Raw genomic sequence first — 16,206 nt, 5'->3', positions numbered from 1 at the left:
TCAGCCTTCCAGCGCGGGCAGCAGGTTGAGGTGTTCGACCTGCGGCTCGCCGCGTTCGTCGCCGAGCACCGCGATGCCGGCCGGGTCGAGTCCGAAGTGGACACCCGCCGTAGAGGACAGGCGCACCCAGCGCGCCACGAGCACGCGGCTGAAGTGCCCGTGGCCCACCAGGACCACGTCGCCGTTGTCGATTTCGCGGCGCGCCCGGTCGAGCACCTTGTCGGCGCGCGCGGCCACGTCGGCGGCGCTCTCGCCGCCTGGGACCGCGTGCGTCCACACCGTCCAGCCCGGATCGGTTTCGCGGATCTTCGGCGTGGTGAGGCCTTCGTAGTCGCCGTAATCCCATTCGGCGAGGTCTTCGGTGATCTCGTCCACGCGCAGGCCCGCGAGCTCGGCCGTGCGCTTCGCGCGTTCGCGCGGACTGGAGATCACGAGTTTGGGGCCGCCGAGCAGAGTGCGCAGGGTGCCGCCCGCCGCGCGTGCCTGGTCCTCACCCGCCGCCGTGAGCGGGATGTCGGTGCGCCCGGTGTGCCTGCCGTTGACGGACCACTCGGTCTGCCCATGTCTGAGGAGGAAAAGCCGATGTGCCACGAGCCCGAATATAGCCCTGGCTCCGTTTGCGGGCAGGTCGTGCGCCATGCCTATCTACTCGTGAGTAGGTAGCAGGAGGGGCGGTGATGGGCATGAATCCGACGTACGCGCTGTGGCGCCGGCTGGCCGGCAAACCGGGCGGTAAGCAGCTGTTTTCCGCCGCCATGTGCCTGCGCGTGCCCTGCTTCGCCGACCGTGCTGCCGTCGGTGCGGCAGCTGCGTCCGGGGCACTGTTCGGTCAGTGCGCCGAAGTGGTGGGGTGTCCACAACCACATCCGGACCTTTCACGCGATCGCCGCGTACAACCTCGCGGAGATCGCGATGGGCAGCTCGCGGAGGCGACCGTGCCGCCGCACCGCTGGCTGCCCGGGGGGATGGACGTGCGGTACCTCGCCAAGGCGACCACGGGCCTGCGTGCCGTTGCCGAGCTGCCGGAGCTGCCCGAGTTCGGCGACGGGGGTTCGACCTCCCGGTGCCGGTGCGGATCCTCGACGCGCGCGGGGCAATCGTCGTCACGGTGGCCGTCACCATCTGGGTCACGCGGAAAACAGCGAACGGGGTCAGTTGCGAATTGATCCGGCCGGGTGAAACTTAACGCCGTTTACTGGGTGGATGCGAATACTGCTCATTTTCGGCCTGGTCAGCCCTGGACCGCGACAACGTTTTCTGCGAGATGCTGAACCCCGACCAGCGCTCGATGTGGTTCAAGAACCGCACGCAAGCGCCGCTCGCGTCGTTCCTCTGGCTCGACATCGCCAACCGCGACATCAAGCCGTACGCCGGGGTGCTCGACCGCGTGAACTACGGCGACATGTCCGTGTACCTCGGCCGCGGTGTCGGCGGCGGCTCGCTGGTCAACGGCGCGAGCAGTGGTTCGAGAATTGCCGCTCCTACCGGTACGCGCGCGTTTCGCGGAAAGCCGCGCGGAAAGCCGGTTTCACGACGACTTTCGTGCCCAGCGTTTACGACTTCTCTTACTTGGCACAGGAAGAGGCCGGCACCATCGAACGCTCCGCGCTCGCGTCGGAAGTGATCTACGGCAACAACCACGGCAAGCGTTCGCTCGACAAGTCCTACCTCGCGGCCGCGCTCGGCACCGGGCACGTGACGATCCAGACGCTGCACGAGGCCCGCGAAATCATCCAGCAGCCCGACGGCACGTACACGCTGGTGGTGCGCGAAATCGACCGCCTCGGCGGCCTCGTCCTCGGCGACGCAACGGACGACTGCGGGCGCGTAAAGGGCTACCGCAACCTCTACGTGACGGACGGCTCGCTCATCCCGGGCAGCACGGGGGTGAACCCGTTCGTCACGATCACGGCCCTGGCCGAGCGCAACGTCGAACGAGTGCTGGCGGAGTACGTGCCGGCCTGAGCCCTCACGTCCCGAGCTCGGCCAGTGCGGACACGAACCCACCCGCCCGCTCGCCGAGCCCGCCGAAGAAACGCGCGTCGGCGTCTTCGACGTCGTGCAACGCTTTCGCGACGAGCGCCGAGCCGGCTCCGGTGAGCTGTACCCGCTTCGCGCGCGCGTCGGCCGGATCGTCGGCGCGCGTGAGCAGGCCGCGGTCCGCGAGCTTGCGCACGACCTGACTGGTCATCATCGTGTCCGTGCCGGCCTGCTCGGCGAGCTGCCGCTGCGTGGGCGGCTCGCCGGAGCGCGTGAGCCACCACGTGGTGGTGAGCAGCACGAACTGGACGTGCGTGAGGTCGTGCGGCGCGAGCGCGGCGCGCATCACGCGTTGCCAGGCCAGTGTGACGCGCCACAGCAGGAAGCCGGGGCTCTCGTCGGGGCCGGGCAGGCGGGACTCCGGAGCGGTCATGCCCGCAAGGATGCCTCGGCAAGCCGCGCCAGCGCGCGCACGGCGTCCGGGGTGTCCTCGGTGACGGCCGGGCCCAGCTCCGGTGGTCCGTCCACCGTCACGCGGTAGACGATGCGCGTGCCGTCTTCGGCGTCCTCCAGCCAGTGCTCGAAGACGAGCGTGGCGCCGGGCAGCCGGGTCTCGTCGGTGAACCCGCGGCCGTCGTCGACGGCGGTGAGCGTGAACGGGATCGGCGGCCGGTCCGGCATCGTCATGGTGCCGCTGGTGCCTGCCTCGAACGGGCCGTCCAGCACGACTTCCCGCAGGCCCGCGTCCCATTCGGGCCAGCGCGACGTGTCCGTCCACAGTGGCCAGACGGCCGACGCGGGCGCGGTGGTGGTCTCGGTGTGCTCGTACTCGAACAGTGTCATGCGGGCATACTATATGCGCGCATATTAAATGGGCAACAGTGAGAATCGGCCGCGCGGATCGCCCGGAACTCAGTGGTGAGCCGAGCGCAGCTTCTCGTAGTAGGTCGCGCAATCCGCGTACGACGGCAGCAGCCCCTGTGCCTCAGCCTCCGCCAGCGTCGGGGCGGAACGGTCCTTTTCGGACACGATCGGCGTCAGATCGGCGGGCCACGGCAGGTCGAGCGCGGGGTCGAGTGGGCTGATGCCGTGCTCGCCCGACGGGTTGTACGGCTCCGAGCACAGGTACGCCATCGCCGTGTTGTCCTCGAGTGCCACGAACGCGTGGCCCAGGCCCTCGGCGACGTACACGGCGCGGAAGTCCTTCGCGTCGAGCAGGACGGAGTCACACTGGCCGAAGGTGGGGGAGCCGGTGCGCACGTCGACGATCACGTCGAGCAGGGAGCCGGCGGGGCAGTAGACGTATTTCGCCTGGCCCGGCGGTACGTCGGCGAAGTGCACTCCGCGGATGGTGCCGCGGCGGGAGACGCTGTGGTTGGTCTGGCCCATGCGGATCGGGTGCCCGGTGGCGCTCAGCAGTGCCTCTTCCTGGAACGGCGCCACGAAGAGCCCGCGCTCGTCGTGGAACGCGCGGGGGGTGAACTCGTAGGCGTCGGCGACCTTCAGCGGGCGGAATTGCATGCGCTCACCTTATCGAGTGCCGCGCGGCGCGAAATGCGGGTGGCCGCGATCACTGAATCGGTTCGGAACCATTCAACAAAACCGGACGGACGTCTTGGGAATAGGGGTTTTTCGGCGGTTTTCCTCGGGAAGTCCATGGAATCTGTGACTTGAGCCGCACCGAGGGTTCGCCTCCGGAGGCGCTCCTGTCATGATTGGGAGACCGCAGCGTCCGCGGCCATCAGCCACACCCCACGGATCGGATGGCCGCTGTGACGCCTCGCCGACAGGCCGGCGCTACCGCGCTGGGCTGCCGTCCGGAGGACAAGTTCCAAGGGTGTGCGGGTGCGCCTTCGCCCGCCGCCAGTGGTCCCCCGCTCGCAGTCCCAGGAGTAATTCAGTGACGCAGATCCACCCCGCGAGTTCCGCGATCGCCGAGGGGCGAACGCCGGAAACGACGACAGGAACCCCGATGACCGACCAGGCCAGCACGGCCGCCACCGCCGCGCCGGTGACGGACGCCGAGATCTTCGCCGGGCACGAGGGCGGCAAGCTCTCCGTGGCGGCCACCCGGCCCATCTCCGACCCGCGCGACCTCTCGATCGCCTACACGCCCGGCGTGGCGAAGGTGAGCCGCGCGATCGCCGAGGACGCCGCCCAGGCGAAGCGGTACACCTGGGCCGACCGTCTCGTGGTGGTCGTCAGCGACGGCACGGCGGTGCTCGGCCTCGGCGACATCGGCGCGAGCGCGTCGCTGCCCGTCATGGAGGGCAAGTCGGTGCTGTTCAAGACGTTCGGCGGCCTCGACTCGATCCCGCTGGTGCTCGACACCACCGACGTCGACGAGATCGTGGAGACGCTGGTGCGCCTTCGCCCGTCGTTTGGCGCGGTGAACCTGGAGGACGTCTCGGCGCCGCGGTGCTTCGAGCTGGAGGACAAGCTCAAGGCCGCGCTCGACTGCCCGGTCATGCACGACGACCAGCACGGCACCGCGATCGTCACGCTCGCGGCGCTGCGCGGGGCGAACCTGGTGCTGGATCGCGCGATCGCCGACCAGCGCGTGGTCATCTCGGGTGCGGGCGCGGCGGGGGTGGCCTGCGCGAAGATCCTGCAGGAGGCCGGCGTCGGCGATGTCACGGTGCTCGACTCGCGCGGCATCATCCACTCGGGACGCGAGGGTCTGAACCCGATCAAGCAGCAGCTGGCCGCGACCACCAACTCCTCCGGTCTCACCGGCGGTCTCGAAGCCGCGCTGAAGGGCGCCGACGTGTTCCTCGGGCTGTCCAGCGCGACGATCGACCCCGAGCTGCTCGGCTCGATGGCCGACGACCCGATCGTGTTCGCACTGTCCAATCCGGACCCGGAGGTGCACCCGGCCGACGCGGCGCGCTACGCGGCGATCGTCGCCACCGGGCGCAGCGACTTCCCGAACCAGATCAACAACGTCCTGGCGTTCCCCGGCGTCTTCCGCGGCGCCCTCGACGCCGGTGCGCGCGCGATCACCGAGAACATGAAGCTGGCCGCGGCCGACGCCATCGTCTCCGTGGCGACCGACGACCTCGGCCCCGACCGCATCGTGCCGAGCCCGCTCGACCCGCGCGTCGCCCCTGAGGTCGCGGCGGCCGTCGCCAAGGCCGCGGTGGCCGACGGTGTGACCGGCTGATCGTCGTTGTGGGACAAGGGCTCCCCGCGCCTGGTGTGCGCGGGGAGCCCTTTGTGCCCGGACGGCCTTGCTCTGCGCCGGCGCCCTCGTGACACCGCCGCGAGCACACGCGGCTCGCCCTGTATCCGCGATTCTGGACTTGCCGGTCCATTTTTTGGTCGCCACGCTGGGGGCATGACGATCGACCTCGGCGCCTACGGCGTCTGGCAACCGGCCGCTCTGACCACCCCGGCGATGGCGAAGGAGGTCGAGCAGCTCGGCTTCTCCACGTTGTGGGCCGCCGGCCCACCAACCGACCTCGCGGGCCTCGACGAACTCCTCGAAGCCACCTCGACGCTCGTGGTCGGCACGAGCATCCTCAACATCTGGCACGGTGACCCCGCCGTCGCCGCGAAGGCGTACGACCGGCTGGTTTCGCGGTTCCCCGGCCGGTTCTGGCTCGGCATCGGTGCGGGGCACCCGGAGCACACGCGGGAGTTCACCAAGCCGCTCGCCGCGATGAAGAGTTACCTCGACGGCCTCGATGAGGGCGGCGTTCCGGTCGAGGGCCGTGCGATCGCCGCGCTGGGGCCGAAGATGCTGGAGCTCACGGCTTCGCGCGCGGGCGGGTCGGTGCCCTACCTCGTGCCGCCGTCGCACACGCGGCTTTCGCGTGCGGCGCTCGGCCCTTCCGCGCTGCTGGCGCCCGAGCAGAAGGTGGTGTTCGACCCGGACCCGGCGCGCGCCCGTGACACGGCGCGGCCACGTATCAAGCACCCGTACCTGGGCCTCACCAACTACACCGGCAACCTGCGTCGATTGGGCTTCACCGACGAAGACCTGGCCGGCGACGGCAGCGACCGCCTCGTCGACGCCGTCGTGGCCCGCGGTGACGCGGCCGCGATCGCCGGGCAGCTCGGTGAACACCACGACCAGGGCGCGAACCACGTCGCCATCCAGGTGATCACCACCCGCCACGCCGCCCACTCGGCCATGCCGGACGTCGAGCTGCAGGTCTACGACGACGAGGTCTTCAGTGTCTGCAAGGCACTGGCCGCGGAGCTGTTCTGAGCCACCGCGGTGCCCGGCTTCAGCGCAGCAGTTCCACCAGCCGGTGCCGCGGCACGTCCACGAGCCGCAGATCCGTGAGCTCGCGCGGCACGTCGAGCGCGACGTTCGCCAGCCGCGCGTGTGCCCGAGTCAGGACCTCCGACGGGTCGTCGACCATGTCCGCGGTGACCACGGCGTGGCGGTTGTCCGGCGTGCTGCGCAGGAATCGCAGGCGGTACTTGCCGGCCATGAGATCGGTGAGTGCCGCCTGCGAGGCCGCGTCGGCGAGGTCCGGGTGGTTGTTGGGCACGAGCAGCGCCAGGCGGCGCGCGTTGGTGCCGAGCAGGGTGCGCAGCAGCCACGGGCCGGGGTCGGCGGTGAGGTCCATGGCGACGGCGTCACCCTCGGGCGCGGACATCGACCAGTCGACGGGCCGGGTTTCCAGGGCCAGACCGCCTTCGGAGGCGATGTCGCGCAACGCGGACAGCAGCGTCGGCTTCGTGCCCGTGGCCTCCACGGACTGCGGCCCGTGGGTGTAGATGGCCGACTTTCCCTTGCCCCGGCCCGTTTTGCGGGCCTTCGCGGTGGGCTGGCAGACGTAGAGATCGGCGGCGGCGCCGATGGCCTGGGCGCCGTCGTAGCGGTTGAAGTCGGGCAGGATCGCCTCGAACGTGAGCCCGAGCGTCGCCAGCGAACGCTGCACCTGGGCGCCGAGTGCGGGGTGGCGGGGGCTGTAGCCGTAGGCCAGCAGGATGCGGCCCTCGGTCGGCTCGCGCAGCGCCTGCACGGCGCGGGCGGCGAACAGCCCCATGCCGTCCGGGGTGTAGGGCGGATCACTGAAGACGAGGTCCGCGCGGCCCGTCACGGCGGGCGGCAGGCCGACCCGCAGGTCGGCGTGCGCGGTGGCGACCTTCCGGTCGCTGGTGGAGTCCAGGTAGGACAGAACGCGCTCGTCGAGGTCCACCACGGTCAGCTCGGCCTCGGGGCACACGGCGTGCACGGCCAGCGACGTCAGGTCGTGGTCGCCGAGGAAGAGCAGGTGGGAGCGGCGCAGGTCGTAGCGGGCGTTGAGCCACAAAGCACGCCGCAGCACCGTCTCGGGCGTCGCCTGCACGTGGTCGAGGGCGGCGAGCGGTGCCGGCACGCCGGCGACCCAGCCGGAAATCGACGCGAGCAGCTTGGAATGCGCGGCCACGGCGTCGTCGAGCGGATCGGGCAACCGCGGCAAGCGGTACGCCTCGTACTTGGGCACCGCGTCGGGTGCGATCCGGACACCCGCGGCGGAACGCTCCAGATCACGCTCCAGCGCGGCCAGCACGTCCTCGACACTGCGCCGGGGTGCCGCGGCCAGGCGCACCAGGTCGGCCAGCTCGCGGGGACCCGAGCGGAGCAGGTCGATCACCTCGTACAGCGGGCGTACGCCGGCGCCGTGCGCGGTCAGGAGGTCGTCCAGAGCGGTCACCGGGGAAGACTAACCGGCCACAGTGCGGGAAAGGCTGCCAAGGCCCGCCGAGTGGGCTACGGTCGATCTGCATCTGACGTGGGGAGAAGTCCGTGACGATCGAGTTCCGCGATGTGACCAAACGCTATCCGGACGGCACGGTGGCGGTGAACGGACTCTCGCTCACCGTCGACGACGGCACCATCACCGTGCTCGTCGGCCCTTCGGGCTGCGGGAAGACCACGTCGCTGCGCATGATCAACCGCATGGTGGAGCCCACGTCGGGAGCCGTGCTGCTCGACGGCAAGGACGTGAGCGAGGGCGACGCCGCGCTGCTGCGCCGCGGCATCGGTTACGTGATCCAGCACGCCGGCCTCTTTCCACACAGGACGGTGCTCGACAACATCGCGACCGTGCCGCTGCTGTCCGGCTGGGACAAGCGCAAGGCCCGCGCCCGCGCGGCCGAGCTGCTGGAGACCGTCGGCCTGCCGAAGGAGCTGGGCAAGCGGTATCCGGCGCAGCTTTCGGGTGGCCAGCAGCAGCGCGTGGGCGTGGCCCGGGCGCTCGCGGCCGACTCGCCGGTGCTGCTGATGGACGAGCCGTTCTCGGCCGTCGACCCGATCGTGCGCGAGGAGTTGCAGGACGAGCTGCTGCGGCTGCAGTCGCAGCTGGGCAAGACCATCGTGTTCGTCACGCACGATATCGACGAGGCCGTGCGGCTCGGCGACAAGATCGCGGTGCTGCGCGTGGGCGGCGTGCTCGCCCAGTACGGCACCCCGTCCGATGTGCTGCGACACCCGGTGGACGACTTCGTGGCGTCGTTCGTCGGCCGCGACCGCGGCTACCGCGGTCTGTCCTTCGTGTCCGCCGGCGGCGTCGAGGTGTCCCCCGTGGACGTCGTGGAGCTCGGCACGAAGCTGCCGGAGCCGTCGAAGAGCTGGCAGCTCGTCGTGAATTCCGAGAAGCAGCCCCGCGGCTGGCTGCCACCGAACTCCACTGTGGACGGTGAGCTCGCCGAGGGCGACATCGTGGCCGGCGGATCCCTCTACGTGCAGGGCACGCCGATCCGCGGCGCGCTCGACGCCGCCCTGTCGTCGCCTGCCAGCCTCGGCGTGGTCGTGGACGAGGAACACCGCGTGGTGGGCACCGTCTTGGCCCACCAGGTCCTGGACGTGATCGAGGCCACCCCGCAGGCGTTCTGATGGGCGGGTTCTTCGACGAGCTCGGGCGTTACCTGGGCAGCGCGAACAACCGCGGCGAGATCCTCGGTGACCTGGGCGAGCACATCTACCTCGCGTTGGTGCCGCTGGTGATCGGGATCGTGCTCGCCATCGTGCTGGGCTGGCTCGGGCACCGCTGGCAACCGGTGCGCAGCGTGCTGCTGGTGGTGGCGAACCTGCTGTACACGATCCCGTCGCTGGCGCTGTTCGTGGTGATCCCGGGTCTGATCGGGTCGAAGATCCTCGACAGCGTCAACGTGATCGTCGCGCTCACGATCTACACCGCGGCGCTGCTTGCGACCACTTCGGACGATGTGTACGCGCAGCTGAAGCAGAAGCTGCCGGCCGGGTTCGAGGTCCTTGACCAGGCCCCGGCGCAGGACAAGGACTTGCTCGTGGTGCGCCCCAAACTGGCGGCCTCCGGCGTCCGCACGTTCTCGGACCTGGGCCGGCGCTGCGGCGAGCTGGTGATGGGCGGGCCGGGCCAGTGGAGCAGCCGGTGGAAGGACCGCATCGAACAGCTGTACGGCTGCTCCTTCAAGGAGATCCGCACCACCGACACCGGCGGCCCCGTCACCGTGGCCGCGCTGAAGTCCGGCGAGGTCCAGGTGGCCGACCTGTTCAGCACGTCGTCGACGATCATGTCCAACGGCTTCGTCCCGCTGGACGACGACAAGAACATGTTCCCGGCGCAGAACATCGTGCCGCTCGTCGCCCGCGGGACTCTGTCCCCGGCCGAGGTCGCCGCCCTGAACCGCGTCTCGGCCGCCCTGACGACCGACCAGCTGACCGAGCTGAACGTGCAGTTCACCGACGAGAAGCGCAACCCGCTGGACATCGCGGACGACTTCCTGGCGCGCAACCACCTGAAGGCTTGAGCCGTCAGCGGAACTCGTGCACGACCTCGATCTCACCGATGATGTGCCGGTTGAACTCCTCCAGCTCCTCGGCCGGCACCCACAGTTCGAGGATCGTCTCGCCGCCCGCCTGCCGCACCGGGCATCGGCTTTCCTTCACAGTCGTTCGAACGCGGGCGCGTACCGGAAGGCGCCGCAGTTTTCCGGCTTGTGGGCACTCAGCGTGCGGCCTTGGAAGTGCTGAGCCCACTCGGGCTCCGGCGGCGTGATCCCCAGCTGCTCGGCCGGCACGAACCCGAACCTGCGGTAGAACCCCGGGTCGCCCAGCAGGACCACGAGTGCGAACCCGAGCGCATCGGCGGCCTCGAGCGTCGCGTGCACGAGCGCAGACCCCGCCCCACGGCGCTGAAACTCCGGCAGCACCCCGAGCGGCCCGAAGCCCAGCGCGGACTTCGGATCGTCCCCGAGCAAAGCCGGGCTCGAGCACACGTGGCCTGCGACTTCGCCGTTGTGCTCGGCGACCAGCGACAACGCGGGGATGAGGTCCCCGTCCGCCCGTAGCCCGTCGACGAGCACGGCCTCGGGCACCGTGGTGAGCCCGGGCTGCGCGAACGCGGCCGTGTGCACGGCTCGGATCGCGGTCTCGTCGCCGCGAACGGCTTGGCGGATCAACATGGGGTGAATTCTTCCTGGCCGCGCGTGCGCGGGTAAAACCGTTTCTCCCAGCACGCGAATGGTCCGAACAGCGCAACGCGGTGAAAACCTCCGAGACGACTCTTCTTCCTGCGGCCAGTCCGCGCACTTAGCCTCAGGCCAACTGGTGTCCGCGCTGGTCGAGGAGGGACGAACTGTGCGCAAATCTCGGGGAACAGTGACTAGAAGCCTGACGATCCTGGGGAGTGCCGCCTCGATCGCGACCGTCACCGTGATCGGGAGTGGCGTGGCGTCCGCTCAGGAGGGCGCGATCGTCGGTGCGGGTGGTGCCGGCGCGGTGAAGGACAGCTACCTCGTGGTGCTCAAGGACGGCACCTCGGTGGAGTCGACGGCGAAGACCGTCACCGGCCGCCACGGCGGCTCGGTCGTGCGCACGTTCTCGAAGGCGCTGCGCGGCTTCACCGGCACGATGTCCGAGACGCAGGCCAAGCGCACCGCCGCCGACCCCGCTGTGTCCTTTGTGGAGCAGAACCGCGTGGTCCACGTCATGACGGACCAGCCGGACCCGCCGTCGTGGGGCCTCGACCGGGTGGACCAGCGCGAACTGCCGCTGGACGCGGACTACAGCTACAGCACGACGGCGGCCGACGTGCACGCCTACGTGATCGACACCGGGATCAACCTCACCCACTCCGAGTTCGACGGCCGCGCCGTGTCCGGCTACGACTTCGTAGACAACGATTCCGACGCCACCGACTGCTACGGCCACGGCACCCACGTCGCCGGCACGATCGGCGGCACGACTTTCGGCGTGGCGAAGGAAGTCAGCCTGACGGCGGTCCGCGTGCTCGACTGCACCGGCAGCGGCACGCTCGACCAGGTCGTGGCCGGCATCGACTGGGTCACCGAGAACGCCGAGCTGCCGGCCGTGGCGAACATGAGCCTCGGCGGCCCCGTGTCCACTGTGGTGGACGAGGCCGTGCAGCGGTCGATCGCCGCCGGTGTCACGTATGGCATCGCGGGCGGCAACTCCTACGGCGGCAGTGCGTGTGACGCCTCGCCCGCCCGCGTGCCCGAGGCGATCACCGTCGGCGCCACCACGGACACCGACGCCAGGTCCGCCTTCTCCAACACTGGCACGTGTCTCGACCTCTTCGCTCCGGGCTCCGACATCACGTCCGCCTGGATCGGCAGCGACACCGCGACCAACACCATCAGCGGCACGTCGATGGCGACTCCGCACGTGGTCGGCACCGCCGCGCTCTACCTGGCGGACCACCCATCGGCCACACCGGAAGAGGTCCGCGATGCGCTGGTGGACGCGGGGACGAAGGACGAGATCACCGACGCGGGCACGGGGTCGCCGAACGTCCTGGTGTACTCCGGTACCGACGGCACCGGCGACCCCGATTGACGAGTTGTCTCCCGGGGTCAACCCTTCGACGTGGAAGCAGAAACCTCTGACTCACGTCGCGTAAGCACCAACGGCCCATCCTCCGTCACGGCCACCGTGTGCTCGGAATGCGCCGTCCGGGAGCCGTCGGCCGAGCGGATCGTCCAACCGTCGGGGTCGTACACGATGCGGTCTGTCGTGCGCGCGAACCAAGGCTCCAGCGCGAGCGTGAGACCCGGGCGGAGTTTCAAGCCGCGCCCGGCCGTGCCCTTGTTGGAGACGTGCAGGTCCTCGTGCATGGTGCGGCCGATGCCGTGGCCGCCGAACTCCGTGTTGACCGGGTAGCCGTGAGAGCCGGCCACCGCGTAGATCGCCGCGGAGATGTCGCCCAGGCGGTTGCCCGGCAGAGCCGCCGAAATCGCCGCCTCCAGCGCTTCTTCCGTGGCCCGGATGATCCGCAGGTCCTCCTCGGCCGGAGTTCCGACGATGACCGTGCGCGCCGAGTCGGCGACCCAGCCGTCGATGCCGACCGCGAGGTCCGCGGTGAGCACGTCGCCGTCACGCAGTACGTAGTCGTGGGGGAGGCCGTGCAGGACCGCGTCGTTGACCGAAAGGCAGATGACGTTGCGGAACGGTCCCTTGCCGAACGAAGGCGCGTAGTCCCAGTAGCACGACTCCGCCCCGCGCCGCTTGATCATGCCGCGCGCGTGGTGCTCGAGGTCCAGGAGGTTGACGCCCACGTCGGCGAGCCGGCCGACCTCGGTGAGGACCTCCGCGACGAAGCGGCCGGTCACGTGCATGCGGTCGATCTCCGCAGGCGTCTTCAGTTCGATCACGAAAAACCTCGCAGCACGAAAGGTATAGTTATACCGCCACCTTAACACTGGCCGGTATAGAAATACCACCAAACGCCCGGAGGCCACCACGGGCGAACCGTGGTGGCCTCCGGAGAAAACCAGCGATCAGTCGAACGCCTTCGCGATCAGCGCCTTCTGCTCCACTTCGTGCACCTTGGACGAACCCGCCGACGGCGCGGCCATCGGGCGGCGCGAGACGACCTGCAGGCCGGCGAAGACCTCCGGGAACTTCCGCGGCAGGTTGAGACCGAAGAACGGCCACGCGCCCTGGTTCTCCGGCTCCTCCTGGACCCACGCGATCTGCGTCGCGTTGCTGTAGCGCTCGATGGCGGCGAGCAGCTTGCGCTTCGGCAGCGGGTAGTACTGCTCGATGCGCACGATCGCGACGTCGTTCGCCTCGCGCTTATTGCGCTCGGCCACCAGTTCCCAGTAGAGCTTGCCCGAGGTCAGCAGCACCTTGCGGACGCCGTCGGGGTTCTGCGTGGTGTCGTCGATGACGGACATGAAGCGGCTCTGGCCGGTGAAGTCCTCGACCGCCGACGTCGCGGCCTTGTTGCGCAGCATCGACTTCGGCGTGAAGACCACCAGCGGACGCTGGATGCCGTCGAGGGCGTGGCGGCGCAGCAGGTGGAAGTAGTTCGCCGGGGTCGACGGCACGGCGACGGTCATCGAGCCCTCGGCGCACAGCGAGAGGAAGCGCTCGATACGGCCGGACGTGTGGTCCGGGCCCTGGCCCTCGTGGCCGTGCGGCAGCAGCAGCACGACGTCGGAGCGCTGGCCCCACTTGGCCTCGCCCGAGGAGATGTACTCGTCGATCACGGTCTGCGCGCCGTTGACGAAGTCACCGAACTGCGCTTCCCACATGACCAGCGACTCGGGGTTCGCCACGGCGTAGCCGTACTCGAAGCCGACGGCCGCGTACTCCGACAGCGCCGAGTCGTAGATCATCACGCGGCCCTGGCCCTCGGCCAGGTTCTGCAGCGGCGAGTACTCCTGGCCGGTCTTGCGATCGATGAACACCGAGTGCCGCTGCGTGAACGTGCCGCGGCGCGAGTCCTGGCCGGACAGCCGCACCAGGCGGCCCTCCATCGCCAGCGAGCCGAACGCGAGCAGCTCGCCGAACGCCCAGTCGACGTCGCCTTCGCGCGACATCTTGTGGCGGCGCTCCATAACCGGCTTCACGCGCGGGTGCGGGGTGAAGCCCTCGGGGACGTTGACGAACGCGTCGCCGATGCGCTCCACGACTTCCTGCGAGACGGCAGTGGTGACCTTCGCCGGCACCTGCTGCTCTTCCTCGACCGAGGGGCTCGCCTTCGCCGGGTGCTTCTCGAGCTCGCGCACCTCGTTGAAGACGTGCTCCAGCTGGCTGGAGAAGTCGCGCAGCGCCGCTTCGGCCTCTTCGACGGAGATGTCCCCGCGGCCGATCAGCGACTCGGTGTAGGTCTTCCGGACCGAGCGCTTGGTGTCGATGATGTCGTACATCGCCGGCTGCGTCATCGAGGGGTCGTCGCCCTCGTTGTGGCCGCGGCGGCGGTAGCAGATCAGGTCGATGACCACGTCCTTGTGGAACGCCTGGCGGTACTCCACGGCCAGCTTGGCCACCCAGTGGGCGGCTTCCGGGTCGTCGCCGTTCACGTGGAAGATCGGCGAGCCGATCATCTTCGCGACGTCGGTGGCGTACTGCGACGAGCGCGAGTGCTCGGGCGCGGTGGTGAAGCCGACCTGGTTGTTCACGATCACGTGCACGGTGCCGCCGGTGCGGTAGCCGCGCAGCAGCGCGAGGTTCAGGGTCTCGGCCACGACGCCCTGGCCCGCGAAGGCCGCGTCGCCGTGCATCAGGACCGGCAGCACGGTGTAACCCTCGCCGCCCTTGTCGAGGATGTCCTGCTTGGCGCGGACGATGCCCTCGAGCACCGGGTCGACCGTCTCGAGGTGCGACGGGTTCGAGGCCAGCGACACCTTCGTCTCGCCGTCGCCGAACATCCGGAAGTACTTGCCCTCGGCGCCGAGGTGGTACTTCACGTCACCGGAGCCGTGGGCCTGGCCCGGGTCGAGGTTGCCCTCGAACTCCTGGAAGATCTGGCTGATCGGCTTGCCGACGATGTTGGCCAGCACGTTGAGGCGGCCGCGGTGCGGCATGCCGATCACGACCTCGTCGAGCTCGTGCTCGGCGGCCTTGTCGAGGATGGTGTCGAGCAGCGGGATCGCCGTCTCGCCGCCTTCCAGCGAGAAGCGCTTCTGGCCGACGTACTTCGTCTGCAGGAAGGTCTCGAACGCCTCGGCGGCGTTGAGCTTCGACAGCACGTACTTCTGGACGGTGGAGTCCGGCTTCTCGTGCGGGATCTCCACGCGGTCCTGGATCCAGCGCCGCTCCTCGGGGTCGAGGATGTGCGTGTACTCGATGCCGACGGTGCGGCAGTACGAGTTGCGCAGCACGCCCAGGATGTCGCGCAGGGTCATGCGCTCCTGGCCGGAGAAGCCGCCGACCGGGAACTCGCGGTCGAGGTCCCAGAGGGTGAGGCCGTGGGAGATGACGTCGAGGTCGACGTGGCTGCGCTGGCGGTAGTTCAGCGGGTCGGTGTCGGCCATCAGGTGGCCGCGCGTGCGGAACGCGTCGATCAGCTCGATCACGCGGGCGGTCTTGTCGACCGGGCCCTCGGGGATGTCGGCGACCCAGCGGATCGGCTCGTACGGCAGGCGCAGGCTGGTGAAGACGTCGTCGTAGAAGCCGTCGCCGCCGAGCAGTAGCTCGTGGATGCGCTTGAGGTACTCGCCCGACTCGGCGCCCTGGATGATGCGGTGGTCATAGGTGGACGTCAGCGTCATGATCTTGCTGACGGCCAGGTCGACCAGCGTCTTCTCGCTCGTGCCCTCGAACGCCGCCGGGTACTGCATGGCGCCGACGCCGATGATCGCGCCCTGGCCGGCCGACAGGCGCGGCACCGAGTGGTTGGTGCCGATGCCGCCCGGGTTGGTCAGCGAGATGGTGGTGCCGGCGAAGTCGTCCGCGGTGAGCTTGTTGTTGCGGGCCTTCTTGATGATGTCCTCGTACGCCTGCCAGAACTGCAGGAAGGACATGTCCTCGACACCCTTGACCGAGGCCACGACGAGGGTGCGCGCACCCTCCTTGCCCTTCATGTCGATGGCGAGGCCGAAGTTCACGTGTTCCGGCGTGACCGAGAACGGCTTCCCGTCGATCAGCTGGTAGTGCCGGTTCATGTTCGGGAAGTCCTTCAGTGCTCGCACCATGGCGTAGCCGATGAGGTGCGTGAAGGAGATCTTGCCGCCGCGGGTGCGGTTGAGGTGGTTGTTGATGACGATGCGGTTGTCCGCCATCAGCTTCGCCGGGACGGCGCGCACGCTGGTCGCGGTGGGCACCGTCAGCGAGGCGTCCATGTTCTTCGCGATCGCCGCGGCGGCGCCGCGCAGCTGCTTGGTTTCGGGCTCTTCCTTCCCCACCGGCGTGGCGGCGGGCGCCTTCTCGGCGGCCTTCGGAGCCGGCTTCGCGGGCGCGCTCTTCGGGGCCGGCGCCGGCGCCATGATCATGCCGTACCACGTGGCCATCGACAAAGTCACCGAGCGCTACCTGGGCAGCCGCAAGATCGGCACCAC

The 16,206-nt window shown here is 69.4% G+C and carries 11 protein-coding genes and 4 pseudogenes; 7 read left to right on the top strand and 8 right to left on the bottom strand.

Features of this window, described 5'->3' with window-relative positions; genetic code table 11:
• The gene (locus tag AB0M56_RS07500) at positions 1–591 is read right to left on the bottom strand and encodes an acid phosphatase (protein WP_364172039.1); all 591 of its coding nucleotides are present in this window, start codon (positions 589–591) and stop codon (positions 1–3) included.
• Positions 592–677: 86 nt separating this feature from the next.
• Here AB0M56_RS07500 and AB0M56_RS07495 point away from each other — a divergent pair.
• Positions 678–1,186 (top strand): annotated as a pseudogene (locus AB0M56_RS07495) (hotdog fold domain-containing protein).
• A gap of 66 nt (positions 1,187–1,252) precedes the next feature.
• Positions 1,253–1,965: pseudogene (locus AB0M56_RS07490) on the top strand (GMC oxidoreductase); the annotation flags it as partial.
• Between the two features lie 4 nt (positions 1,966–1,969).
• Here AB0M56_RS07490 and AB0M56_RS07485 read toward each other — a convergent pair.
• The 3 genes from AB0M56_RS07485 to rfbC all read right to left on the bottom strand — a co-directional run bounded on the left by AB0M56_RS07485 (position 1,970) and on the right by rfbC (position 3,501).
• Positions 1,970–2,413 (bottom strand): MarR family winged helix-turn-helix transcriptional regulator, encoded by a 444-nt coding sequence (locus AB0M56_RS07485; RefSeq protein WP_364172037.1) that lies wholly within the window; start codon positions 2,411–2,413, stop codon positions 1,970–1,972.
• Positions 2,410–2,823 carry an SRPBCC family protein gene (locus AB0M56_RS07480; protein WP_364172036.1) on the bottom strand — a complete coding sequence of 138 codons (414 nt, stop codon included), beginning with the start codon at positions 2,821–2,823 and terminating at the stop codon, positions 2,410–2,412. Before AB0M56_RS07480 ends, AB0M56_RS07485 begins: the two co-directional genes overlap by 4 nt.
• Before the next feature lie 69 nt (positions 2,824–2,892).
• Positions 2,893–3,501, bottom strand: coding sequence for a dTDP-4-dehydrorhamnose 3,5-epimerase (gene rfbC / locus AB0M56_RS07475; RefSeq protein ID WP_364172034.1), 609 nt, complete (start codon positions 3,499–3,501; stop codon positions 2,893–2,895).
• Between the two features lie 451 nt (positions 3,502–3,952).
• Here rfbC and AB0M56_RS07470 point away from each other — a divergent pair, with 451 nt between their 5' ends.
• Together AB0M56_RS07470 and AB0M56_RS07465 are read left to right on the top strand one after the other, a co-directional pair.
• Entirely contained in the window at positions 3,953–5,143 is a 1,191-nt protein-coding gene (locus AB0M56_RS07470; RefSeq protein WP_364172033.1) for an NADP-dependent malic enzyme, read from the top strand.
• 174 nt (positions 5,144–5,317) lie between these two features.
• Complete coding sequence (locus AB0M56_RS07465; RefSeq protein WP_364172031.1) at positions 5,318–6,193, top strand: TIGR03620 family F420-dependent LLM class oxidoreductase; 876 nt, start codon at positions 5,318–5,320, stop codon at positions 6,191–6,193.
• Between the two features lie 19 nt (positions 6,194–6,212).
• On the opposite strand, the gene AB0M56_RS07460 is transcribed toward AB0M56_RS07465, so the two are convergent.
• On the bottom strand, positions 6,213–7,634 hold the full coding sequence (locus AB0M56_RS07460; RefSeq protein ID WP_364172029.1) for a bis-aminopropyl spermidine synthase family protein: 1,422 nt from the start codon (positions 7,632–7,634) through the stop codon (positions 6,213–6,215).
• A gap of 92 nt (positions 7,635–7,726) precedes the next feature.
• Here AB0M56_RS07460 and AB0M56_RS07455 point away from each other — a divergent pair, with 92 nt between their 5' ends.
• Entirely contained in the window at positions 7,727–8,815 is a 1,089-nt protein-coding gene (locus tag AB0M56_RS07455; protein WP_364172027.1) for an ATP-binding cassette domain-containing protein, read from the top strand.
• Complete coding sequence (locus AB0M56_RS07450; protein WP_364172026.1) at positions 8,815–9,711, top strand: glycine betaine ABC transporter substrate-binding protein; 897 nt, start codon at positions 8,815–8,817, stop codon at positions 9,709–9,711. The genes AB0M56_RS07455 and AB0M56_RS07450 overlap by 1 nt, the downstream gene beginning before the upstream one ends.
• Positions 9,712–9,846: 135 nt before the next feature.
• Here AB0M56_RS07450 and AB0M56_RS07445 read toward each other — a convergent pair whose 3' ends face one another.
• Positions 9,847–10,365 (bottom strand): N-acetyltransferase, encoded by a 519-nt coding sequence (locus tag AB0M56_RS07445; protein ID WP_364172024.1) that lies wholly within the window; start codon positions 10,363–10,365, stop codon positions 9,847–9,849.
• Positions 10,366–10,540: 175 nt separating this feature from the next.
• Between AB0M56_RS07445 and AB0M56_RS07440 the strand changes: the two are divergent.
• Positions 10,541–11,743 (top strand): annotated as a pseudogene (locus AB0M56_RS07440) (S8 family peptidase); the annotation flags it as partial.
• Between the two features lie 32 nt (positions 11,744–11,775).
• On the opposite strand, the gene map reads toward AB0M56_RS07440, so the two are convergent.
• Both map and AB0M56_RS07430 read right to left on the bottom strand, forming a co-directional pair.
• Positions 11,776–12,573: a type I methionyl aminopeptidase gene (gene map, locus AB0M56_RS07435; protein ID WP_364172022.1), complete on the bottom strand. Its 798-nt coding sequence runs from the start codon at positions 12,571–12,573 to the stop codon at positions 11,776–11,778.
• A 126-nt stretch (positions 12,574–12,699) separates the two neighbouring features.
• Positions 12,700–16,131: pseudogene (locus tag AB0M56_RS07430) on the bottom strand (multifunctional oxoglutarate decarboxylase/oxoglutarate dehydrogenase thiamine pyrophosphate-binding subunit/dihydrolipoyllysine-residue succinyltransferase subunit); the annotation flags it as partial.
• Positions 16,132–16,206 lie beyond the last annotated feature (75 nt).

Source organism: Amycolatopsis sp. NPDC051372 (assembly GCF_040682095.1).
GTDB lineage: Bacteria > Actinomycetota > Actinomycetes > Mycobacteriales > Pseudonocardiaceae > Amycolatopsis.
This window is presented reverse-complemented; position numbering and strand designations above follow the sequence as displayed.